Below are 22,537 nucleotides of genomic sequence, written 5' to 3' on the forward strand. Positions count from 1 at the left end.
TCTATTCCTTAGGGCAATCTTTTCACAATGCACCCGCTCGCAGCGCCAAGCATGCTCATGCGGCGATGCCGCCGATACCGAACAATTCCAGCTTCAGCCCTTTTATGCCAGACGGCACATAAATCGCAATCGCCTGCGCCTTGATCATGCTGTCATACATGCTCCCCTTGCTGTCGATCGAAAAGTAGTACGTGATGGGCCGTACCGGCACTTCGGTGGGAACCTGGGCCATATGGCGCAACTCCGCACCTGGAAGCGCCCTGCTCAGCAATAGTTCGATCGTATCCGGCGATGAAATTTTGAATTGCAACGGCACCGTGGCGACCAGTTCCAGCGCCGGCATATCGGCGCTTACCGCAAGACAGAGTTCGGTCTGACGATCGATACGCGTGGCATCGAGCAAGCCATAATAGTGGGTGTTTTGTTGCGCGTCGTTGGACAGCGCAATCGGGAAGTAACGCGACAGGAGCACTGTATCGATCAGGTCGCGAATGATGCCATCGAGTTTGCCGAAACCGGGAGCCGCATCAGCGTGACAATAAGCCGGCAAGTCGCTCAGTGTGTATTTTTTCGAAAACGTCATCAAGCCACCGGCCAACGCCATCATTTTTTCAAACAAATAGACGGGATGGTGGCGCCGGTAACTGGCGCAATGACTGAGCGCGGCGCTGGCCGTGCTCAATGTATGGAGCATCCAGAACGAGGAAACATCCGCGCCATGAAATTCCACCGTACTATTGCCCGGTTGACGGTGGCGACTGTACAGCGCCTCAATTTTCGCGCCCATGCGCTCGATCAGCGAGTCGAGCAGTTTCTGCAGCGAAGAGTCGGCGCCTATGGCCAGGCCAGGTGGGATGAACGAGGCATCGATGTCAAAGCTGCCATTGCCAGCGCGGTACAAACGGATGACCGGGATGGCAAGGTAATCATCCAGGGGATCCAGTTGTGACAGCAGCGAAACGCGCTTCTTCAGGTAAGCCACATCTATGCTGACTGCCTCACTGTACAGGTCCGGGGTTTCGATATCGGCCTGGACATAACGCGCGCCTGCAGAGCTCAAATTGCCGCCATGTGCCTGCAGCGCCGGCAGCGCGGCATAAAAAGTAAAACTATGTTCGCTGGACGGCAGTTTGGATAGGTCAACCGCATTGGGCAATACATCGCCAAGCGGCGCTTCAAACAGTTCCCCATCCTGAAACACGAGCGACATGGCGTCCGCCCGCAGGCGATTGTTGGCCAGTGCATCCGCATTCCAGCAAATACCATGCACGCCCCATAAATGTGGATTAATCAAGGAAGCCAGACGTTGCAGGCGCGCTTCATGGTAGCGGTCCAGCTGCTGGAATTGCTGGGGACCGATGGCCAGGCCCTCGGACCAAAGTAATTTGGATGGCAAGGTCATTGCGTTCTCCCTATTGAGCGTTGGAATCATGCTGCCTTGCCAGTCTGCAGTGGTCCGCCTGGTAGTCCTTGATGTTGCGCAGCAACCCTGCTCAATTATTTGCGCAAACGCAATTGACCTTTGAGCAAACGCTCGGATACTGGCCATTCCGCCGCAAAGACACAGGAAAAGTGAGATGGAGGACTTGCTGCCGTATTTCGAACGCGAACTGGTGATGCTGCGGCGCCATTGCCGCGAGTTTGCCGAACGCTATCCGAGAATCGCCGGAAAATTGCACATGTCCGGCGAGTCTTGCGAAGATCCGCACATCGAACATTTGATCGAATCGGTTGCCATGCTGGCGGCACGCATCTCAAAACGGCTCGATGACGATTATCCGCAATTGACCGAAGCCTTGTTCGAAGCCCTGTTCCCGCATTATCTGCGCCCCTTTCCATCGTGCAGCATCGTGCGCCTGTCCGCCCCAGCGCCCGGAGCAGGCGTATTGCACCTGCCTGCCGGCAGCGAAATGGACTCAGCGCCTGTGCGCGGCGTGCGCTGCCGCTTCAAGACGGTCTACGACATGACGACAGGTGCATCGGCACTGGACAGCGCGGTTTTCGATGCGATGATCAAGGCGCCGCCAGGCGTACGCCTGCCAACATCAGCGACTTCCTCGCTGAACATCGGCATCAGCCATCTCGCTGCGGCGCCCGCATCACTGCGCGTTTTCATCGATGCCGAAGCTTCTTTTTCCGCCGTATTGCGCGATGCCATGTTCATGCAGACAGTCTGCGCTTTTGTGTCGACCGACGCGCTGCAATGGATGGCCTTGCCCGCCGTGCCGGTGATGCCTGTCGGCTTCGGCGACATGGATGCCTTGATACCTTTCGGCGCCCGCTCGCAGCCTGCCTACCGCATCCTGAGCGAGTATTTTGCGTACCCCGAAAAATTCAATTTCTTTGACCTCGATATCGCGGCGCTGAGTGCAGCCCTGCCGCCTGATTGTCAGCGCTTTACCCTGCATCTGTGCGTGGCCGGTTTGCGACCCGATTCCGCTGCGGCGCGCATGTTGTCCAGCATTTCCAGCGAAAACCTGAAGTTAGGCTGCAGTCCGGCGATCAATCTCTTCCGCCAGGAAGGCGTGCCGATCGCCGTCACCCGGCAGAAAACCGACTATTCCGTACTGGCCCATGCTACCCATGCCCATGGTTACGAAGTCGTCACTGTCGATGCGGTGCGTTTGCTGCGCCAACGCGGCAGCGAAAGCACGCTGACCGAATTTCGCCCGCTGTACAGCCTGCGCCATGGCGAAAGTACGGCGCGGCAAGGCCATTACTGGGTCGTACGCCACGATATGGCTTTGGCCATCAAAAGTCCTGGCCATGAAAAGAAAATCACGCTGGTCGATAGCGACTTCAATCCCTTGATCCATGAAAAGGCCAGCCTCTCGTTGTCGCTGACATGCAGTAACCGCGATCTGCCGCTGTCGCTCAAATACGGCCAGCCGCAAGGGCACTTGCAACCGTGCGGCGGCGGACCTGCACTGCTCATGCTGCGACGCCCCAGCCAGCCGCGCCGCTTTTCACCGGGCGCGGGCTTGCACTGGCGCCTGATTTCGCATCTGACGCTGAATCATCATGCACTGGTCCAGGAAGGCCTGCCGGCGCTGCGCGAAATGCTGACGCTGTATGACTTGTCCCAATCGGCCACCTCGCAACGCCAGATCGGCGGCATCGTCGCGCTGGCGCACTCGCCGACCACGACCTGGTTGCGACACAAACGCGGCACATCGCTGGCGCATGGCGTGGAAGTGTGCATCACGCTCGACGAGGAAGCGTTCGTCGGCAGTGGCATGCACCTGTTTGTGCAGGTGATCGATCACTTCCTTGGGCTGTATGTACAAATCAACAGTTTCATCGAACTGGTGGTGCTGTCACTGCAAAGCGGAGAGGAGCTGATCCGATGCAAACCAAGAAGCGGATTGCAGAATCTGGTGTAATCCACCACTTGCTGGCCGAGCCCTACCGCTACCAGTTCATACAGGCAGTGCGTATTCTGCTGTGCTGGCTAGGTGGCCAGAACGTATCTCACGCGCAAGCCTTCGGCCAGGTGTTGCGCTTCAAGAACAGCTTTTCGTTGAGTTTTCCAGCCAGTGAAATCGAGCAGCTCTCGCTTGATGACAATGAACAACTGATCTTGATACCGACGTTCATGCGTTTTCTGGGCGTCGGCGGCACCTTGCCCTTGCACCACTCGGAACGCATTGCCGCCTGCCGCTTGTCGAGCAAAGACGACGGCGTCTCGGCCTTCCTCGATATCTTGTCACACCGCATGGTCGTGCTGTATTACCAGGCGTGGGAAAAGTATCGACTGGAATCCACGCTCCAGACCCAGGCAAAAGATGCACAATTGCCTTTGTTGCTGGCACTGGCCGGCGTGCGGGGGGCTGCGCTGCCGTCGAGCGCCGAGCCTGATGCCGTGACGCAAGAGGTTGCGGCCTGGTACGCGGGTCAGCTGCGCTGCCGCCCCGTCTCCGCGCAAGCGATTGGCCCCGTACTGGCCGAGTACTGCGGCGTGCCGGTCGCCCTGCAACAATTTGTCGGTAGCTGGGACTATCTGGCAAAAAATCGGCGCAGCCTGCTAGGCAGTGCCAACTTTACCCTGGCGCGCGGCGCAACAATTGGCCTGCGGCTTTGGCGCCAGGACATGCGTGTCTGCCTGCATATCGGGCCGCTGGATCCCGCCCGCCTGCAACGCTTCCTGCCGCGCAGCGCAGGTGCGGCGGCTTTGGCAAAGATGCTGGCGCTGTTTGGCGTACCAGACTTGCAATATGAAGTGCGGCTGATATTAAGTCCGCCATGCATTACTCCGCTGCTCCTGAGCCCCGCCCCTGCAGAAAGACGGCGCCTGGGCTGGACGACGTTCTTGCAGACAGCACAAGGCAAGGTAGGCGGCGCCGAAGTGCGTTATTTGCTGCAACTGGCTTGAGCAGTCCATCCCTGGAAAGCGAGGCAAACATGAAACATGCGGGACGCGGCGTCATCCGGCTCGGAGACGCAACTGATCACGGCGGCAAGGTCACCAGTGCATCATCCGGCAGCACCGTGATGGGCAAGACGGCGGCACTGGCCGATGACACGACCTTCTGCCCCAAGTGCAAGGGCAGCTTTCCAATCACGCCGGATGGCGCCGGCGCAAAACACATGGGCAAGCCGTACGCCTATGACGGCGATGCCACCGCCTGTGGCGCCCACCTGATCACATCGCTATAACGGAGGCAGGCCATGCATGCAAGCATCCAGGAGGCACTGTCGGCCTTCGACCTCGCTGCGCAAGAACGGCGCCTGCTGAGAATCGATTTCCCCCATGAAGATGGACCGGATGGCGCCATCCTGCTGGTCAATTCGCTGAACGCCAGGGAAGAGGTGTCGCGCGACTTTCGTTTCGAGGCCGAACTGCTGTCCGATGACGCGCATATTGCGCTCAAGGCCATGATGGGCCGAATGGTAAGCATTTCCATGGTGCGCGACGATGGCACGCTACGTCACTTTAACGGTTATGTAGGCGAATTTTGCCTGCTGCGCGCCGATGGCGGCTTTGCCTGGTACCGCATGGTGCTGCAACCATGGCTGGCCTTCGCCCGGCTGCGCCAGGACAACGTCTCCTTCCATGGACAAAGCGTGATGCAGCTGACCGAAACGACGTTTGCGCACTACGGGCAGCGCGACTGGAAAACCAGCATTCATGGCGACGATCCACAGCTCAGCTGCGCCAACCAGCACAATGAAACCGACTACAACCACCTGCATCGGCGCTGGGAGGCGCTGGGCTGGCATTACTGGTACGAGCACCGCGCCGATGGCCATACCTTGTGGCTCGCAGACAACAGCACCTCGGCTGGCATGATCGCCACGGCGTCCGGCGACGGCGCCATACGTTTCCACTCCGAATCGGGTTCCATGGAAGACGATGGCCTGCAACAGTGGCAAGCCGTGCGCCGGCTCGGCTCCGGGCAGCTGACATTGGCCAGTTTCGACTATAAAAATCCGCAACCACGCCTTGCCAGCGGCTACTCCCTGAATCGTCAAGGGGATGTATTTGCCCATGAATTGTACGAAAACACGGGCGCCTACGGTTACAAAAATGCCGATGACGGGCACTCTCTGGCACAACGCCGCATGGAAGAAAGCGACCATTTGCGCCAGTACTTCGAAGCGGCCGGCAATCATCGTGGCGCACAAGCTGGGCTTTGCTTCCGGCTCGATGGACATTTCAGCGCCGAAGAAAAACGCTACCAGCCTGGCCAGGAGCGCCCCGACAGCATTGCCGAACGCGAATACCTGATCGTGTCAGTGGTGCATAGCGCCAGCAATAATTATCAGCTTGGCACCAGCGCACCTTCCCACTATGTCAACAATATGGTGTGCGTGCGCCGGGACATCCGTTGGCGGCCGGGCCGTGGCTACAACAGCACGCCGTGCGTGGTTGCCGGCGTGCAGACGGCGCTGGTGGTCGGGCCGGCCGGGGAGGAAATCCATACCGATGCCCTGGGACGCATCCGCCTGCAATTTCACTGGGACCGCCTGGGTGACTTCGATGAGCGCAGCTCGCCATGGATACGCGTCATGATGCCGATGGCGGGCCCGCAAATGGGGCAAATCGCCCTGCCGCGCGTGGGTCAGGAAGTGGTCGTGCAATTCCAGGATGGCAATATCGACCACCCTATCGTCATCGGCGTGGTCTACAACAGTGCCAATCCGCCGCCGTGGCAATTGCCGCAACAGCGCGCCCTGTCCGGCTGGCGCAGCCGCGAACTGGGCGCCCGCAGCGCCAACCATCTCGTGCTCGACGATACCAAGGGAGCGATCCAGGCACAGCTGCGCAGCGAGCACCAGGATAGCCGGCTCTCATTGGGCAACATCACCCGCATCGACGAGAATGCCGGCCGCAAGGAAGCGCGCGGTGTGGGCTTTGAACTGGCCAGCAGCGCCTGGGGCGCCCTACGCGCTGCCAAAGGCATGTTGATCACCACAGAAACATCAACAGGCACCGGCGCCGTCAAGCAACTCGACGAAACCCAGGCCCGCCTGGCGCAGGCACGCCAACTGCAAGAGGGACTGGCCAGCATGGCCGTTGACGCGGGTGCGCAAGACAGCAGCGCGCAACAAGGCGCCGTCGCCGACGCCATCGAGCAGCAAAACGCCGCCATCGAGGGCAGCGGCGGCGATTTCCCGGAACTGTCCGAAGCGCATCTGGTGCTGGCCAGCCCGGCCGGCATTGAACTGAGCACAGCCCAGTCCATCCACCTGGCCGCCAGCGAGCATGTGGCGTTCACCAGCCGCAAGCATATTGCACTCGCCAGCGGCGACAGCATGTTTGCCAGCATCGCCAAAAGCTTCCGCCTGTTCGTGCACAAGGCCGGCATGAAGCTGATCGCCGCCAGCGGCAAGGTGTCCATTGAGGCGCACAGCGACGAGGTGGAAATCCTCGCCCATAAAGTGCTGTCGCTGATCAGCGAAGCGGACTGGGTCAACATCAAGGGCAAGAAAGGCATACGCCTGCACGGCGCCAACCACATGCTGGAAATCAGCGACAAGGTGCAGTTCTTCACCTCGTCCCCAGTACTCTTCAACGGCAACCTGGAAACCTTGGCGCCGAAGAGCGTGTCGCAGGAATTCAATGAACGGCCAGTAGCGCGTTTTGATCAGGCCGTTCGACTGCTGCAAGTCGATGGCACACCCGCTCCCGATATAGCTTTTGAGTTAATACGCGAAGATGGCCACAGAATCAGTGAAAAGAGTAGCAGTGACGGCCTCACCCCAGTACAGAAAGGAGACGGCATGGATAGCTACACAATACGCTACAAGGGAGAACTTCCATGAATGACGATACGGATTTGAATGAGCATGGCAATCATCAAGGCGAGTTTCGGCAGACTGTTGGTGGGTGGGCTGAATACACCGTAAATATGACAGAAATCAACGACACGATCCGTCATGACGTAACCATTCCCCCTGGGAAAATAATTCCTATCATCTTTTTACCAGGCGTGATGGGTAGTAATTTACGCATGAGCAAGGTACGCCAGAAAGAGCTGGACAAAAGCGATAACATCTCTTGGCGGCCAGATGACATGATGAGCGCGGCCGGAAAATGGAGTGTCGTAGAAGGTTATGGCATCGGTGGATGGTATAAAAATGCATCACCGAGAGATCGACAGATGGCCCTTGACCCAAATGAAACCGAGGTCGAATATTATATTTACAGCACATATCAAGGAAGATTTGAACCTAGTGGCAGCCTCACAGGACTTTCCGATTTTCGTCACACTAACATTCCACATGATTTTGTTGGAGTGCCGCCATTGATTGCCATTAGTCCAAGAAAAATAAAAGAGAATGCAAGGTACAACATTCCAGGAATAGTAGATACCAGCTTGCCCCCATCCTTGCGTGAAACACCGGCACAAATTGCACGTTGGCGCGGCTGGAGCGAGATACTTTTTATTGGGGCTTATGGTGAAATGCTAAAGACTGCCGAATTTTTCATGAATAACATTGTCAGAGAAAAAAATATTCTTCCCCATTGGCAGATAAGAGATATTCATTCTAAGAAAAATCAAGGTCCATATCCTGAAATTTCAAAATTAGTGCTACAAGCACCCAGCGCCTTCGGTGCCACATCCGGTGCTGCAATTACCGAGACTGATCTAAAAAAAATATCTCCATGCTGGTATCCTGTTCACGCCATGGGCTACAACTTCTTGCAGAGCAATGCTACCTCCGCCGGCGTCATCGCTGAGCGGATACGAGGGCTTGTCAAAGGCTATGTGGGCTGCGGATTCAAATGCGAAGAGGTCATTCTCGTCACACATAGCATGGGAGGTCTGCTTGCCCGCACCTTGATGCATCCAAGTTATGGAAATCTTGTTAACGACAAGGAAGTAAAAGTACTTGGCGTCTATCATAACGTCATGCCGTCGATAGGTGCGGCAAGCGCCTATAAACGTATGCGCTTCGGTTTTCTTGAAAAGTCTGGCCCATTCAATAAAAAAACGGCTCAAGTTCTGGGAATTGACGGAGAGCATGCAACTGCAATGGTAGCAAATGCTCCAGCTGCATTGGAAATGATGCCAGGCGTTGCCTACGGATCGAATTGGCTTAAAGTCGTGGACGACAAAGATCGAATTTTATGGAGCTGGCCGCAAGAAGGTCAGAACGCACTCGATAGCATTTATCTACGACAAAGCCATAATTGGTGGCGCCTTATTAATCCAATGTGGGTAAATCCAGCAAACATTTCCAATGAAAAAGGTGGCGGACTAAAAAATGTAACCCAGCGAATAAAAGATGCTTTTGCGTTTTCACAGTCCATCGAAAAATACTTCCACAAACAAACATACGCTAGTTACTGCGAATCAAAAGACTACCTATCTTATGGCGAGGTCATCTTCAAAGTTACTGACGGTATGGGTGGTGGACTGACAGATTTCTTTAAGAAATTTACTCCTCCTCATGCAGAGAAATGGAAACTAATCAACGATGATGCAAAAGGAATCCTAACCGTTCAAACTGGATCACGCATACTAAAACTCAAGTTGCAGTCTGCAAAAGAACTTGGAGATGAAACAGTTCCAGCAATCCGGTCTGCCCGCCATATTACAGGAAATATTTTTCGTCATGGATTAGCAGATGGTAGCGGCTATGAACACCAAAATAGTTACTTGAACAAAAACGTGCTTGCATCTATGCTTTACTCCATAATTCAAATTGCAAAACTAGCAAATTGGGATAAAAAATGAAATCTATTTTTATTAAATATATTTTAATAATTTTCATATTTTCCTCCATAATTGCCTGCACAAAAAATTCTATTACCAAGGAGGAAATTGTGCCTGAAAAAGCGAAATTTAATGGGCAATTAGAAAGAATGTTTTCAAAAACTAAATTATTATGTTTCGGCCGCTATGCCTTGAAAGTTCCAGTCGAATCAAAACTTATTATTGGAAGCAACACTATTGACGTGGAAAAAATAACAACAAAGAATTTACATTCTAAAATAGAAAAAGATATTGAAGAAATTTTTAAAAAAAATAAGAGCGCAGAAATCACATACAACCTTGAAGGCCCAATTAAAAATAGTTGGCAATTGCGCTATTACAATAGTATTCATGCAAAGGAAATGAAATTTCTATTTTTTAAGACTTATATTACAAAAGGAGATTTTACATTTATTGCTGGAGATGCTGTAGATGTGGATATCGGGGAACGAGAAGAAGAAATTGCTCGTCGACAGCTGCTTCTCGCAAAAAACATACGGCTGCGTGATACGGAGGAAATCCCTTCAGATCCAGGGGTTTGCTTCGAACATGGCTTCTTGGCAGAAAATTTATATAAAGAGCAAGAGATTGATAACGTCGGAATTCATTTTCCAAGTATTCCTGATATAACTTTTTCGGTGAGCTCCAACAAGGATGCATACAGCGATCACTCTTCAGAGGAATTTGAGAAGCGCCTGCGTGGCGAATTATCCTTGCTCAACCGCATACAGAGTGCAAAAGACATACAGGGAGCGACTTATCCCAAGCGGAACTTGTTACGCGAAGGGAAGCGGGACGTTCAGCATTGGAAGGGGGAAGAGTCACTCATCCTGCGCCCTGATGGAGTACATGATTTTGAATGGGCATTGGTAGGCAAACCGAAAGACATCGCAAATCCATCTGTGCTGGAAGTCAAGATGTACACCAAAGTCGCCCACAACATGGTCGGCGCCGCCGAAGCCGCGTCGCTGACGGACGAAGAGGCCATCGCCTTGTGGGACAAGCTGCTGTCCGGCCTGAAGTTCCGGGTGAAAGTGCCGGGTGCGCCGCCGGGTTCGTATTACATCGATCCGGACCAGCCAGCGCAGTGACGGCTGGGAAAGCTCATGCTGGCGTGCTGCCCGCCATTGCGCTAGCATGCTCCTTTTGCCCGGAAAACCTCCATGACCATCATCCTGCGCCCCGCCCTGCCCTTTGACACCGACGCCCTGTGGGCCTTGCGCACGGTGGCCGTGCGCGTCAGTTGTGCCACGTATTATGCGCCGGAGCAAATTGCTGTATGGACGGCTTCGACCGTGCCGCCTGCGTATGCCGCCATGCTGGCCGCCGGTGGCGGCATCGTGGCGATGCAGGACGGGGCCATCGCCGGCTATGCCATGCTCGATGTGGACAAGCAGGAAGTCGATGCCGTGTTCGTCGATCCCGCGCGCGCTGGCCTGGGCCATCGGCAAGCACCTGCTGGCGGCGCTGGAGCAGCTGGCGCGCGAGCGCGGCATGGTGCGCCTGCAATTGTCCGCGTCGCTGAACGCCGTGCCGTTTTACCGGGCCGCCGGCTTTATCGCCTTGCGCGAGGAAGCGTATGCGCATCCCAGCGGCATCAGCCTGGCCAGCGTGGCGATGGAAAAGGCGCTGGCGGCCGCCTGAGCTTTCAGTCTTGCGTGGCAGCGGCTTCGGACTCGGCCAGGCATTGCTGCACCTTCGCGATCAGGACGCGCACTTCGTCGTCCCCCAGGTCCAGCGGGTCCCCCTGCGCGCCGACGGTGATCATGCAGATGGCTGAGCCGTCGTATCAGGCGTCAAGGCGTTCTTCTTGATGATTCATATGACTTGGTCGTCCCATACCCGTAACTCCGGCCCGCACCAGCCCGTCACCATGTCGAGGGTGTCCAGTATCACGTCTTCCAGCGGGCCCTCCTGCGCACCGTCCTGCATAGACGGCCGCAGTTCGTGCAGCAAGGCGACCACTTTCGCCGCCGTCACGCCGCTGGCCTTATAGCGCAGCAAGATGGCGCGCAGCGTGAGCAAACCTGCCCTGGCGTCCAGCGCGGCGAACAAGTCCCGGTCGATATCGGCGATGATGGTTTGCGTGGTGTGCGCCATCTCAATCCGCCTCCCACGCGATGGCCGCTGGCCGCGCGCCGCCTGTCCTGAAAAACGCGACAAAGGCACGCTGGCATTGTTGTACGTCCACGCACCAGGCTTCCGGATACTCGTCCACCTGGCCGTTGGACAGCAGATAGCTGCAAACGCCGTCTGCCTCTTCGTCGCCCACGGTATGAAAACTCAGCTCATCTTGCCCCGACAGATACATCAGCCAGGCATTGCCGCCATTGCGCAGCATGCACAGGGCCGGGCCCTGCTCCGCTTCCGTCGCCCTGGTCAGCCACAATTCGCACTGAGCCAGCGCACGCGCCTCAACCAGCGCCTGTTCCAGCGCGAGGATATTATCAACGGCGCGCGTCTCTCCATGCAGAGTCAATGCCATGGTCATGCCTTGCCTCCGCTCAAATCGCTCATCGCCAGAGCCGTGCTCAGATACAGCTTGCCGCTCAGGTCTTGCAGCAGGCTGCTGTGGCGCAGGCGGTCCATCACGGGCCCCTTCACTTCGGCCAGGTTCAGGCTGATGCCGCGCTTGATCAGCGCCCTATTGAGCTCGATCAAGCCCAGCAAGGCCGTGCTGTCGATCTGGTTGACGGCCGACAGCACCAGCACCAACTGGCGCGCCGTCGGGTGGCCGCGCAATTCGTCCTCGACACGCTCCGTGACGGCTTCCACGTTACCGAAGAACAAGCCCGCATCGATGCGCAGCAACAAGACGTCGGGCAAGGTTAGCGCTTCATAACGTTCCACGTTGCGGAAGTGTTCGCTATTCGGAATGCGGCCCAGTACGGCGATGTGCGGACGGCTGGCGCGCCAGATCAGGGTGCCCATCGACAGCAGCACGCCGATCACCACGCCCGCTTCCACGCCCAGCACCAGCACGCCGGCAGTGGTCGCCAGCAGGGCCAGCGCATCGCTGCGGTCGTAGCGCCATGACAATTTCAAGGTGTCCCAGTCCAGCAGGCTGGCCACGGCAAAGATGATGGTGGCTGCCAGCACGGGCAGCGGCAACAGGGCCAGCCAGCCCGTGGGCGCCACCAGCGCCAGCGCCAGCAAGCCCGCCGTGATGATGCTGGCCAGCGGCGTATTCGCGCCCGCCTGGAAATTGACAGCCGAGCGCGAGATGGAACCCGTGACGGGAAAGCCTCCCGACAGCGCGCTGGCCACATTGGCCGCGCCCAGGCCCAGCAGTTCGCGGTTGGTGTGCAGCTTTTCGCCGCGCTTTTGTGCCAGGGTCTGGGCGGCGGACATGCTCATCAGGAAGACGATGAAGGCGATCAGCAGCGCCGGCGACAGCAGCGTGCGCCAATGCGCGCCGGAGGTGGCCAGGTTCAGGCCTGGCAAGCCGCTGGGCACGTGGCCCGTCGTCTGCACGCCCATCGCTTCCAGGCCGCCATAGGCGACGAGCGCGATGCCGGCCAGCACCAGCGCCATCGGCGCCAGGCGCGCGCCCACGTCGGCCGCCGACTTGTTCAGGCCGCAGCGTTGCAGCAGGCGCGACAGGTAACGCCTGGCCAGCCACAGGAACAGCAGGCCGGACAGCCCGAGTACCAGGCTGGGCGCATGCCAGTGGGGCATGGACGCACCCAGCAGGGGCGTGATCTGCCCCCAGATAATCAGGATCGCGGCGCCATTGCTGAAACCGCTGATCACGGGGCGCGACAAAAAGCTGGCCATGAAGCCCAGGCGCAGCACGCCGCACAGCAGAAGCACGAGGCCGCTGATGAAGGCCAGCTGGGCGGCCAGCACGATGTATAAGGAGGAACCAGGGTCTGCCAGCGGCGCCAGCGCGGCGGCCGTCATCAAGGAGACGATGGCCATGGGGCCCACCGATTGCGTCATGCTGCTGCCGAACAAGGCGTACAGCACGGGCGGCAGGATGCTGGCGTAGATGCCCACCACGGGCGGCAAGCCTGCCACCAGCGCGTACGCCATGCCTTGCGGCACCATCATCATGGCGACAACGATACCGGCGGTGAGGTCCCCGGCCAACAGAGGACGCCGGTATTGCCTGAGCCAAAGCAGCATGATGAAATCCCGAAAACTGAAAACCGAAGCCTATCATGCGACGCGGCTGGCTGACAGGGGTGGCGTGCTTAGTCTGCCAGCAATTGCGCCTTCACGGCATCGAGGATTTCGACCGACAGGGCTTCGTCATCGATGGCGCGCGCCAGCACCATGGCGCCCACCATGGCGGCAAACGTGGAAATGGCTTGCTGACGCCGTTCCTCCGGCGCGCCTTCGGGCAGCAAGCCCTGCAGCAAGGCGAACTGCTGCTGCGTAGCCTTGGTAAACGCGGGACGCGCGCCGGGCGACATGCGCGCCGCATCGACGCCCATGGCCGCCGCCGGGCAGCCGCCGCCGGGCTGGTCGCGGTGCCGGGTAGTCAGATAGTTGTCGATAATCGCCGGCAGCGCCCGCTGCGGATCGCTGGCGACCTTCGCCTGCCAGCCATCCAGTGATTTCTCCAAGGCATGCTGGCACGCCTCGATCATCAAGTCTTCCTTGGACGCGAAATGACCATAGAAGCCGCCATGCGTGAGGCCCGCGTTCTTCATCAGGTCGGCCACGCCGATGCCGTCATAGCCTTTTTCACGAAACAGCTTGGCGGCCACATCCACGATGCGCTCGCGGTTCAGTGCCGCCTGCTCTCTGCTCACTTTCATGCTGCCCTCCTACATTTATGTCGTTCATCATATAACTTTACGCCTGTTTGCGCCACTCTGTTAGCAAGCGCACCGTTCGATGCTTTTGCCGCGCCGATACTGGCCCTTCGTTTACAGGGAGACCAGCATGAACGAAAACAAGGACCAGTCCGCCGGCAACTTGCAGCGCAGCATACAACAGGAACAGGATCAAGAAGACAAGCAGCGCGATGCCGCCAAGCCAGGCAAGGAAAGCCAGCAGCCCGTGCAGACGGGCCACCGCAGCCATCCCGCCCCTCCCTTGCCGGCCCAGCATCTGGACAAGCCTGGCATCGAAGGGCAGATGCAGTTGAAACCGCGCTTCCTGGCGCCCGACTATTGCGGCAGCGGCAAGCTGGCCGGCATGGTGGCGCTCATTACGGGCGGCGACTCGGGCATCGGCCGCGCCGTGGCCGTGCTGTACGCGCGCGAAGGGGCAGACGTGGCCATCATCTACCTGAATGAACACGCTGACGCCAACGAAACGAAGCGCTGGGTGGAAGCGGAAGGCCAGAGCTGCCTCTTGATTCCCGGCGACGTGCGCGACCAGGGCTTTTGCCAGCAAGCCGTCAGCCAGGTGCTGGAGAAGTTCACGCACATCGACGTACTGGTGAACAACGCCGCCTTCCAGGAACACGCCGAGTCCTTGCTGGACCTGAGCGAGGAGCGCTTCGACCTCACCATGAAAACCAATGTCTACGGCTACTTTCACATGGCCAAGGCCGTGCTGCCCCATTTGCAGCGGGGCGCGTCCATCATCAACACGGGTTCCGTGACAGGCTTGCAGGGTTCCAGGCACTTGCTCGACTATTCCACCACCAAGGGCGCCATCCATGCGTTTACCATGGCGCTGGCCAGCAACCTGCTCGACAAGGGCATCCGTGTCAACGCCATCGCACCCGGACCTGTCTGGACGCCACTCAACCCCGCCGACAAATCGTCCGAGGACATCCGGAAATTCGGCCAGGACACGGACATGCATCGGCCGGCCCAGCCAGAGGAACTGTCGCCCGCCTACGTCTTTCTGGCCTCGCCCGCCTGTTCCAGCTACATCACAGGTATCGTCCTGCCCGTCACCGGCAGCGTGGGAGCATAGGCCAGGGCACGCGCTCAGGGAAACGTCACGCACAAATGCATTGACTTTGCTCCGGCTTCTCGCTAGCTTACGCACACAGCCTGCCACCCGGCAAGCCTACTCACGCGTGCGAGAAAAAATGGATGCCGACTTAGATCAGCTTATCCTCAGCGGCGCCCCTGGCGGTGTTGTCATCACGAACGAAGACCATGTCGTTGTGCGCTGGACGGCCGGGGTGCAGCGCATTTTCGGCTATGCCAGCGGGGAGGCGCTGGGCTGCAAACTTTGGGAACTGATCTCGCTGCCCGGACAGGCCGAGGCGAATGTGTTGATCGACGAACAGCTGACCCTGCAAGGCTGCTACGACCGCGAATCGCTGCGGCGGCGCAAAGATGGCGAACTCATCTACGTTGACGTGGCGTGCCAGTCCGCACAGGCTGGTGCGAATGGCCCTCGCTACCTGATCTCCACCATGAAAGACACGACCTTGCTGAGGGCGGCGCGCGACGCCCAATTCGTCGACGCGCGCTACCGCGTGCTGTTCGAATCGACGCCAGACAGCGTCATCATGGTCAATGCCACGGGCGCCATCGTACTGGCCAACCAGCAGGCGCAGCGGCTGTTCGGCTACGCGGAAGGCGAATTGAGCGGCAAGCAAATCGATAGCCTGCTGCCGCCACGCCTGCGCCATGCGCACGTGGGACACCGCGTGCGCTATTTCGACCAGCCGCGCACGCGCACCATGGGCGCCGACCTGGAATTGCTGGGCTTGCGCAAGGACAACGTCGAGTTCCCGGTGGAAATCAGCCTGTCACCCATCCAGACGGAGATCGGCACCTTCGTCATCAGCGCCATCCGCGACGTCAGCGACCGGCGCCGGGCCGAGCAGAAGTTCCGCGGCCTGCTCGAATCGGCGCCGGATGCCATCGTTATCGTCAACGGCGATGGCGAGATCGTGCTCGTCAACTCGCAGACGGAACGGCTGTTCGGCTATTCGCGCGCAGAGTTGCTTGGGCGCAATGTGGAAGTGTTGATCCCGGCCCGCTACGCGGCCGAGCACCCGCATCATCGCCAAGCCTTTTCCACCGCACCGCGGGCCCGCTCCATGGGCGCAGGGCTGGAACTGTACGGCTTGCGCCGCGATGGCACCGAATTTCCTGTCGAAATCAGCCTGTCGCCGCTGGAAACAGAGGAAGGTGTGCTGGTTTCCTCGGCCATCCGCGACATCTCCGAGCGCAAGCGCATCGAACGCACGCTCAACGAACAGAAAGTCGAACTGGAGCGGGCCAGCCAGGCGAAGGACCGTTTTCTCACCAGCATGTCGCACGAGCTGCGCACGCCGCTGAACGCCATCCTCGGCTTTGCCCAGCTGCTGGCCAACGAAGCCCTGCCTGCGACCGCGCTGCAAAAACGCACCTTCGTGCAAAACATCGTCACCTCGGGCCGCCATCTGCTCACCTTGATCAATGAAATCCTCGACCTGGCGAAGATAGAATCAGGCAGCTTGAGCCTGTCGATGGAAGCGGTGACGCTGCCCGCGCTGATCGAGGAAGTGCGCGTGATGGTGGAAGAGCAGGCGCAGCAGCGCCAGCTTGAGATGAGCTTCTCCGCCTGCGGACCGCTGACGGTGAGGGCCGACCACACCCGCCTCAAGCAAGTCCTGCTGAACCTGCTGTCGAACGCCATCAAATACAACCGCCCGGCCGGCAAGGTCGCGCTGGAAATTTCGCAACCCGACGCGCTGTGCGTGCGCCTCGCCATCCGCGACACAGGCAAGGGACTGGACGACGCGCAGATGGCCGAACTGTTCCAGCCCTTTAACCGCCTGGGGCAGGAAGCCGGCAGCGAAGAAGGCACGGGCATCGGCCTGGTCGTCACCAAGCGCCTGGTCGAACTGATGGGCGGGCGCATGGGCGTGCACAGCAGCCTCGGCGTGGGTAGCGTGTTCTGGATCGAACTCGACACCATGGCCGCCCCACCCGACAGGGGCGCGCGGGATACGGATGGGCTGTCCCAGCCCCCTGACCTCGCTGCGGATAATGCCGCCGGTCAGGCCCTGCTGCTGTACGTGGAAGACAATCCTGCCAGCCTGCGGCTGGTGGAAGACATCGTCAGCTTCCTGCCCCACCTGCGCATGATCTCGGCCACCGACGCGCGCCAGGGCATCGCGCTGGCGCTGGAACACTGCCCCGATGTCATCCTGATGGATATCAACCTCCCCGGCATGAATGGCAACCAGGCGCAGCGTATCTTGCGCGACGATACGCGCACCGCGCACATTCCCGTCATCGCCCTGACGGCCAATGCCATGAAGGGCGACATCCGGCATGGCCTGGCCGCGGGCTTTTTCCGCTACCTGACCAAACCCGTCGAGATTGTCCAGCTCAATGCCGCCATCGACGAAGCCCTGCAACTCAGGCGCACCACCCTGCCATTCAAGCCGGAACGGTAAACGCGCGCTTTTTCATCGCCGCATCGTGGCCTTGCGCGCTGCGTGCATAGCCCGCCCATGGCGCATTGCTGACGTTCCATTCAGCGCCCGCCTGCCGCTTGTCCTGTTCATCCTACACGCCCGGCAGCCGGCTAGCGCGCGCTACGCCAGCGAACAGAGCGCCTGCGCCGGCAAATGTAAGTGTTTGTAATTAGGCCGAATCGCTGTCAACGCTATTGCCACTCAGCGCGTTTTTGGCTCAGTGACAGGGGAAATGCCTCTCCTGAACGACAACCCACTTCTCGAGGAACTGCACCATGAAAAAAGTAATCGCTACTCTGATCGCCGGCTTGTTCGCTACCGCAGCCTTTGCTCAAACGCCAGCCGCGCCTGCCAAGGCCGAAGCCAAGCACACCAAGGAAGTGGCAAAAGCGGAAGCCAAGGAAACCAAGGCAGTCGTGAAAGCCGACGCCAAGGAAGCCGCCGTCGCAGCCGATGCGAAAGCCGATATGGCCAGCGCCAAGGCCGATGCCAAAGCCACCAAAGCCAAAGCCCATCACAAAGCAAAAAAAGCCATGGCCAAGGCTGACGAAGCCAAAACTGAAGCGACCGCAGCAGCAGCCAAGTAATCAGTCGCGCGCGTTTCTTGCGCCGCATTAAAAGACAGCTTCGGCTGTCTTTTTTCGTTTCCATGCCCACATCAAGCATCAATGGCCGCCAAAACACCTGATTGCAAACAAGTGTAAACAAGGTCAGTAAAGCAGACGCAACCGTTGCTGCCACACCGGCAAAGTAAGCGCAAATGCAGGCGCGGGAACGCATCTGCCGGGTCGGCGCTTGCTTGATCACTTCGAGTACCAGGGACAGCTTCGGCTGTCCTTTTTGCCTGGCGCGGCGCCAAATAGCGCATCTTTCTGCGCGCCTTCATGCAAAACTCATCGAACAGGCCAGCTTGCGCGCGACAAAGCGGCACACATGCGGGACACTGGCAGTCCGACCATCGCCGCGAAATTCATCCCATGCGCCACTTGCCCTTTCTCCTGATTGCTGCCCTGTGCCTGCCTTGCGCCGCCAGCGCGCCAGACACCCCTGCCACCCTGGAACAAGTCCTGCAAGCGCAGGACCGCGACAGCCACGGCGACCTGCGCGCCGTCGTCGTGCTGCGCGATGGTGCCATCGTGGCCGAACGCTATTACAACGGCGAGACGGCCGACACCCTGCACGACATCCGCTCGGCCGGCAAGAGCATCACCGCCCTGCTGGTGGGCGCGGCAGTGGCGCGCGGCCAGCTGACCACCAGCAAGACGGTGGGCGATTACTGGCCCGGAGTAGCCGGCAGCCCGGCGGGCAAGGTCGCTCTTGACGACTTGCTGACCATGCGTTCTGGCCTGGCCGCCTTTGACGAAGACGAACAGTCGCCAGGCAATGAAGACAAACTCGATGAGGCCCCCGATCCCGCCGCCTTTGTGCGCGCCATACCGGCTGCCACGACGCCGGGCAGCATATACCGCTACAACTCGCTGGGGTCGTACATCGCGGGCAGAGTGGTGGAAAGCGCCAGCGGCGCCGACCTGGAAGACTACGCCGCCAAGGTCTTGTTCGCACCACTGGGCATCACCCGCTGGAGCTGGGGCCGCGACGTGGCCAAGCACCCGAAAGGCCAGGGCAATCTGTCGCTGCGCGCGCGCGACACGGCAAAAATTGGCCAGATGGTGCTCGACGACGGCGTCGTCGATGGCCGGCGGGTGATCGACGCCGCCTGGCTGCAAGCGGCACTGGCGCCGCGCGTGGCCATCGGCGCCGTGGACCGCTACGCCGACAGCTACGGCTATTTCTGGTACGCGAAGACGCAGGACATCGGAGGACAAAAGATCGCCGTGCATTTCGCCTCGGGCAATGGTGGCAACAAGATCTACGTGATCCCTGCGCGCCGCATGGTGATCAGCATCGCCTCGAGCGCCTATGGCAAGGGTTATGGGCAGCGCCGCTCGGAAGACATCCTGAAGGCCATCCTGAAGGCGGATGCAACGCAGATGTAAGCGTTTGTAATGGCCGTCAACCCAAGCGTCCGGGGGCGCGTTTTATGCTCAGTGACACGGGAATCATCCCGCCACCAACAGACATACCAGACAAACCACCACCGAGGACTGCACCATGAAAAAAGTAATTGCTACCCTGATCGCCGGCCTGTTCGCTACCGCTGCCTTTGCCCAGACGCCTGCAGCGCCGGCAGCCCCGGTCCCCGCCAAAGTGGAAGCAGCCCACACCAAGGCCGTCGTGAAAGCCGATGCCAAGGAAGCGCAAACGGTCGTAAAAGCGGACGCGAAAGAAGCGAAAGCAGTCGTCGCCGCCAAAACGGATGTGGCCAGCGCCAAAGCGGAAGCGGCCACCACCAAGGCCAAGGCGCACCACAAAGCCAAGAAAACCAAAGCCAAGGCTGACGAAAAGCTGGCATCGGCCACCGCTGAAGCAGCGCCAGCCAAGTAATTCCGACACACTTTACTGACCACACCACAGCAAGGATTTCATCATGAAAAAAGTTATCGCTACCCTGATCGCCAGCCTGTTCGCCACCGCCGCTTTCGCCCAAACGCCAGCCGCTCCTGCTGCCCCGGCAGCGCCAGCAGCCAAGGCTGAAGCACCGGCAGCGCCAGCCGCCGTCAAGCCAGCAGTGCACAAGAAAGCCAAGCATCACAAGGCGAAGAAAGCCGCAGCGGCAACGCCAGCAACTCCGGCCGCTCCAGCAGCTTCCGCACCGGCAGCAGCGCCAGCCAAGTAATCGCGGCCGAAAAAACAAAAAAGACAGGATTTTCCTGTCTTTTTTTTCGTCCGTTTTTTCTGCTATTTATTTCGGCATCAGCACCGTGTCGATGACATTGATCACGCCATTCGATTGATACACATCATAGGTACTGATGTTGGCGCTATTGCCGCTTTCATCCATCACGACGATGTTGTGCATGCCGTTCATGGCGAACATCAGCTTGCCCCCGCTGGCAGTGGGCAAGCTCGCCTTGCCATCGTGCATCTTGATTTCCTTGGCCAGAGCCTTGAAGTCGTATTTTCCCGGTACCACGTGATAGGTGAGGATCTTCGTCAGGGTGGCCTTGTTTTCCGGCTTGACCAGCGTCTCGACGGTGCCGGCGGGCAGCTTGCCAAACGCCGCATTCGTCGGCGCGAACACGGTAAACGGGCCCTTGCCTTTCAGGGTGTCGACCAGGCCGGCGGCCTTGACGGCAGCCACAAGGGTGGTGTGATCGGCAGAATTGACGGCGTTATCGACGATGTCCTTGGACGGATACATGCTCTGACCACCCACCATGGTCGTCATGTCGGCGGCAAAAGGGGCGCTGGCGGCCAGCATGGAAGTGATGAACAGTGCTGCGGGAACGAAGGTGCGCATGATGGTATCTCCTGGATGACTGCGTTTGCATGATTGCAGGAGTACTTACGCGGCCGTTCCGCAAATGGATTCAACTTGCAGAAAACAAAAAACGGCGCCGTGCAAGCGCACGACGCCGTTCCAGACAGGCTCCCTCGTCGCGGGCCGGAAGGATCCAGCCCGCGGTGCCGGGAAACTAGTTGGCCACCACTTGCGGCTCCGTCTCGCCCCAGCCGCCGCCCAGGGCGCGGATCAGCGCCACGGTGGTGACGGCGCGGTTGCCGCGCAATTGCACGGCGTTGCGCTCGATGGATGCCAGGTTGCGCTGCGAGTCCAGCAAATCGAGGTAGCTGGAACGGCCCGCGTCGTAGAGCTTTTGCGCCAGGTCGGCAGAGCGGCGCGCCGAGACGACGGCTTCATCGATCTGCTGCGTTTGTCCCGACAGGATGCGCAAGCCGGCCAGGTTGTCTTCCACCTCGGCGAAAGCCACCAGCACGCTCTGGCGATACGTCGCCACCGACTCTTCCAGCTGCGCTTCGCTGCGGCTCACGGCAGCTTTGTTACGCCCGCCGTCGATGATCGGCATCGACATCAAGGCGCCCAGCAGCCAGGAGCGGCTGCTCCACTTGAAGATGTCCGAGAAGGTGTCGGACGCGCCGCCGCCGGAGGCATTCAGGGTCAGTGCAGGGAACATGGCCGATTTCGCCACGCCGATGCGCGCATTCGACGCTTCCATGGAGCGCTGCGCCGACGCGATGTCGGGACGGCGCTCCAGCAGGGACGACGGCATGCCTGCCGGGATCACGGGCAGGAAACCGCTGTCTTGCAGCGGATTGACGGTGGCCGTAAAGCTGGCGGCCGGCTTGCCCAGCAGGACGGCCAGCGCATGCTCGCCGGTAGCGCGCTGACGCTGCAAGCCGATGGCTTCGGCGCGCACGGTCGACAGCTCCGTGCGGGCACGCGACAGGTCGAATTCGCCGATGTCGCCCAGGTCATAGCGTCGCTGGTTCACATGCACGCTTTCCTCGCGCAAACGCACCGTCTGCTCCAGGGTGGCCAGTTCGGCATCCGTGGCGCGCAGCTTGAAGTAGGTCTGCGCCACATCGGCCTGCAAGGACAGCAGCACCGAGCGGTAAGTCGCTTCCACGGCCAGCGCATCGCTGCGCGAGGCGCTGACATTCGAAGCCACTCTGCCGAACAGGTCGACTTCATAGCTGGCCGTCAGATTGGCCTGGTAGACGTTGCTGGCGGCCACCGGCGCGCCGTTCGGCAAGCCGAGCGAGACGGCGGAAGCGCGGTTGCGCTGGCCACCCACATTCACGCCCACTTGCGGGATGCGGTCCGCTTCGGCGATACCGGCAATCGCCCTCGCCTGCTTGACGCGGGCGGCGGCGACGGCCAGGTTGGCGTTGGCCTGCGTGGCTTCGTTGATCAGGCCAGTCAGGGCCGGATCATTGAACGCAAGCCACCATTCGCCGCGCGCCTGGCGCTCGGCTGGCACGCCCTGCTTCCAGCGCGTGCCATCGGCCGCCGTCTGCACGGCGGGCAGGGTTTGCGCTTCCTTGAACGCCGTCGGCGTCTCGATCTGCGGCGGCTTGAACTCCGGCGCCGCGCAGGCGGCCAGCAGCACGCTAGCGGCCATGGCGGTCAGCACAGGCTTGA

20 protein-coding genes are annotated in these 22,537 nt (G+C 59.5%); 13 read left to right on the forward strand and 7 right to left on the reverse strand.

Annotated features, from left to right (window positions below):
• Window positions 1-55: 55 nt before the first annotated feature.
• Window positions 56-1,402: a type VI secretion system baseplate subunit TssK gene (tssK, locus tag K0F85_RS00535; RefSeq protein WP_219114072.1), complete on the reverse strand. Its 1,347-nt coding sequence runs from the start codon at window positions 1,400-1,402 to the stop codon at window positions 56-58.
• 175 nt (window positions 1,403-1,577) lie between these two features.
• Here tssK and tssF point away from each other — a divergent pair, with 175 nt between their 5' ends.
• From tssF to K0F85_RS28465, 7 genes are all read left to right on the forward strand, one after another.
• Window positions 1,578-3,383 (forward strand): type VI secretion system baseplate subunit TssF, encoded by a 1,806-nt coding sequence (gene tssF, locus K0F85_RS00540; RefSeq protein WP_219114073.1) that lies wholly within the window; start codon window positions 1,578-1,580, stop codon window positions 3,381-3,383.
• Window positions 3,347-4,372, forward strand: coding sequence for a type VI secretion system baseplate subunit TssG (gene tssG, locus K0F85_RS00545; protein ID WP_219114074.1), 1,026 nt, complete (start codon window positions 3,347-3,349; stop codon window positions 4,370-4,372). The genes tssF and tssG overlap by 37 nt, the downstream gene beginning before the upstream one ends.
• Window positions 4,369-4,656 (forward strand): PAAR domain-containing protein, encoded by a 288-nt coding sequence (locus K0F85_RS00550; protein ID WP_374198627.1) that lies wholly within the window; start codon window positions 4,369-4,371, stop codon window positions 4,654-4,656. The genes tssG and K0F85_RS00550 overlap by 4 nt, the downstream gene beginning before the upstream one ends.
• A 12-nt stretch (window positions 4,657-4,668) precedes the next feature.
• Window positions 4,669-7,266 (forward strand): type VI secretion system Vgr family protein, encoded by a 2,598-nt coding sequence (locus K0F85_RS00555; RefSeq protein ID WP_219114075.1) that lies wholly within the window; start codon window positions 4,669-4,671, stop codon window positions 7,264-7,266.
• On the forward strand, window positions 7,263-9,185 hold the full coding sequence (locus K0F85_RS00560; protein WP_219114076.1) for a triacylglycerol lipase: 1,923 nt from the start codon (window positions 7,263-7,265) through the stop codon (window positions 9,183-9,185). Before K0F85_RS00555 ends, K0F85_RS00560 begins: the two co-directional genes overlap by 4 nt.
• Complete coding sequence (locus tag K0F85_RS28460) at window positions 9,182-10,294, forward strand: T6SS immunity protein Tli4 family protein (RefSeq protein ID WP_257572431.1); 1,113 nt, start codon at window positions 9,182-9,184, stop codon at window positions 10,292-10,294. Before K0F85_RS00560 ends, K0F85_RS28460 begins: the two co-directional genes overlap by 4 nt.
• 313 nt (window positions 10,295-10,607) lie before the next feature.
• On the forward strand, window positions 10,608-10,847 hold the full coding sequence (locus tag K0F85_RS28465; RefSeq protein ID WP_257572432.1) for a GNAT family N-acetyltransferase: 240 nt from the start codon (window positions 10,608-10,610) through the stop codon (window positions 10,845-10,847).
• Window positions 10,848-11,021: 174 nt separating this feature from the next.
• Here the strand turns inward: K0F85_RS28465 and K0F85_RS00575 are convergent, their stop codons facing one another.
• The 4 genes from K0F85_RS00575 to K0F85_RS00590 form a co-directional block, all read right to left on the reverse strand.
• On the reverse strand, window positions 11,022-11,303 hold the full coding sequence (locus K0F85_RS00575) for a hypothetical protein (RefSeq protein ID WP_219114077.1): 282 nt from the start codon (window positions 11,301-11,303) through the stop codon (window positions 11,022-11,024).
• Between the two features lies 1 nt (window position 11,304).
• On the reverse strand, window positions 11,305-11,688 hold the full coding sequence (locus K0F85_RS00580; protein ID WP_219114078.1) for an Imm1 family immunity protein: 384 nt from the start codon (window positions 11,686-11,688) through the stop codon (window positions 11,305-11,307).
• 2 nt (window positions 11,689-11,690) lie between these two features.
• Window positions 11,691-13,331, reverse strand: coding sequence for a SulP family inorganic anion transporter (locus K0F85_RS00585; RefSeq protein WP_219114079.1), 1,641 nt, complete (start codon window positions 13,329-13,331; stop codon window positions 11,691-11,693).
• A 68-nt stretch (window positions 13,332-13,399) separates the two neighbouring features.
• Window positions 13,400-13,969, reverse strand: a complete 570-nt coding sequence (locus tag K0F85_RS00590) for a TetR/AcrR family transcriptional regulator (RefSeq protein WP_219114080.1) — start codon at window positions 13,967-13,969, stop codon at window positions 13,400-13,402.
• A 127-nt stretch (window positions 13,970-14,096) separates the two neighbouring features.
• Between K0F85_RS00590 and K0F85_RS00595 the strand changes: the two genes are divergently transcribed.
• The 6 genes from K0F85_RS00595 to K0F85_RS00620 all read left to right on the forward strand — a co-directional run bounded on the left by K0F85_RS00595 (window position 14,097) and on the right by K0F85_RS00620 (window position 20,272).
• A complete protein-coding gene (locus K0F85_RS00595) occupies window positions 14,097-15,083 on the forward strand; it encodes an SDR family oxidoreductase (RefSeq protein ID WP_219114081.1) in 987 nt (328 codons plus the stop codon).
• 118 nt (window positions 15,084-15,201) lie between these two features.
• Complete coding sequence (locus K0F85_RS00600; protein WP_219114082.1) at window positions 15,202-17,514, forward strand: PAS domain S-box protein; 2,313 nt, start codon at window positions 15,202-15,204, stop codon at window positions 17,512-17,514.
• Window positions 17,515-17,810: 296 nt separating this feature from the next.
• Window positions 17,811-18,122, forward strand: a complete 312-nt coding sequence (locus K0F85_RS00605) for a hypothetical protein (RefSeq protein WP_219114083.1) — start codon at window positions 17,811-17,813, stop codon at window positions 18,120-18,122.
• A gap of 390 nt (window positions 18,123-18,512) precedes the next feature.
• Window positions 18,513-19,532, forward strand: coding sequence for a serine hydrolase (locus tag K0F85_RS00610; protein WP_219114084.1), 1,020 nt, complete (start codon window positions 18,513-18,515; stop codon window positions 19,530-19,532).
• A 115-nt stretch (window positions 19,533-19,647) separates the two neighbouring features.
• Window positions 19,648-19,980 (forward strand): hypothetical protein, encoded by a 333-nt coding sequence (locus K0F85_RS00615; RefSeq protein ID WP_219114085.1) that lies wholly within the window; start codon window positions 19,648-19,650, stop codon window positions 19,978-19,980.
• A gap of 43 nt (window positions 19,981-20,023) precedes the next feature.
• Window positions 20,024-20,272: a hypothetical protein gene (locus tag K0F85_RS00620; RefSeq protein WP_219114086.1), complete on the forward strand. Its 249-nt coding sequence runs from the start codon at window positions 20,024-20,026 to the stop codon at window positions 20,270-20,272.
• Between the two features lie 66 nt (window positions 20,273-20,338).
• On the opposite strand, the gene K0F85_RS00625 is transcribed toward K0F85_RS00620, so the two are convergent.
• Window positions 20,339-20,896: a fasciclin domain-containing protein gene (locus K0F85_RS00625; protein ID WP_219114087.1), complete on the reverse strand. Its 558-nt coding sequence runs from the start codon at window positions 20,894-20,896 to the stop codon at window positions 20,339-20,341.
• Window positions 20,897-21,071: 175 nt separating this feature from the next.
• Window positions 21,072-22,517: an efflux transporter outer membrane subunit gene (locus K0F85_RS00630; RefSeq protein WP_219114480.1), complete on the reverse strand. Its 1,446-nt coding sequence runs from the start codon at window positions 22,515-22,517 to the stop codon at window positions 21,072-21,074.
• Between the last annotated feature and the right edge of the window lie 20 nt (window positions 22,518-22,537).

Source organism: Janthinobacterium sp. UMAB-56 (assembly GCF_900095265.1).
Classification (GTDB): Bacteria; Pseudomonadota; Gammaproteobacteria; order Burkholderiales; family Burkholderiaceae_D; genus Janthinobacterium.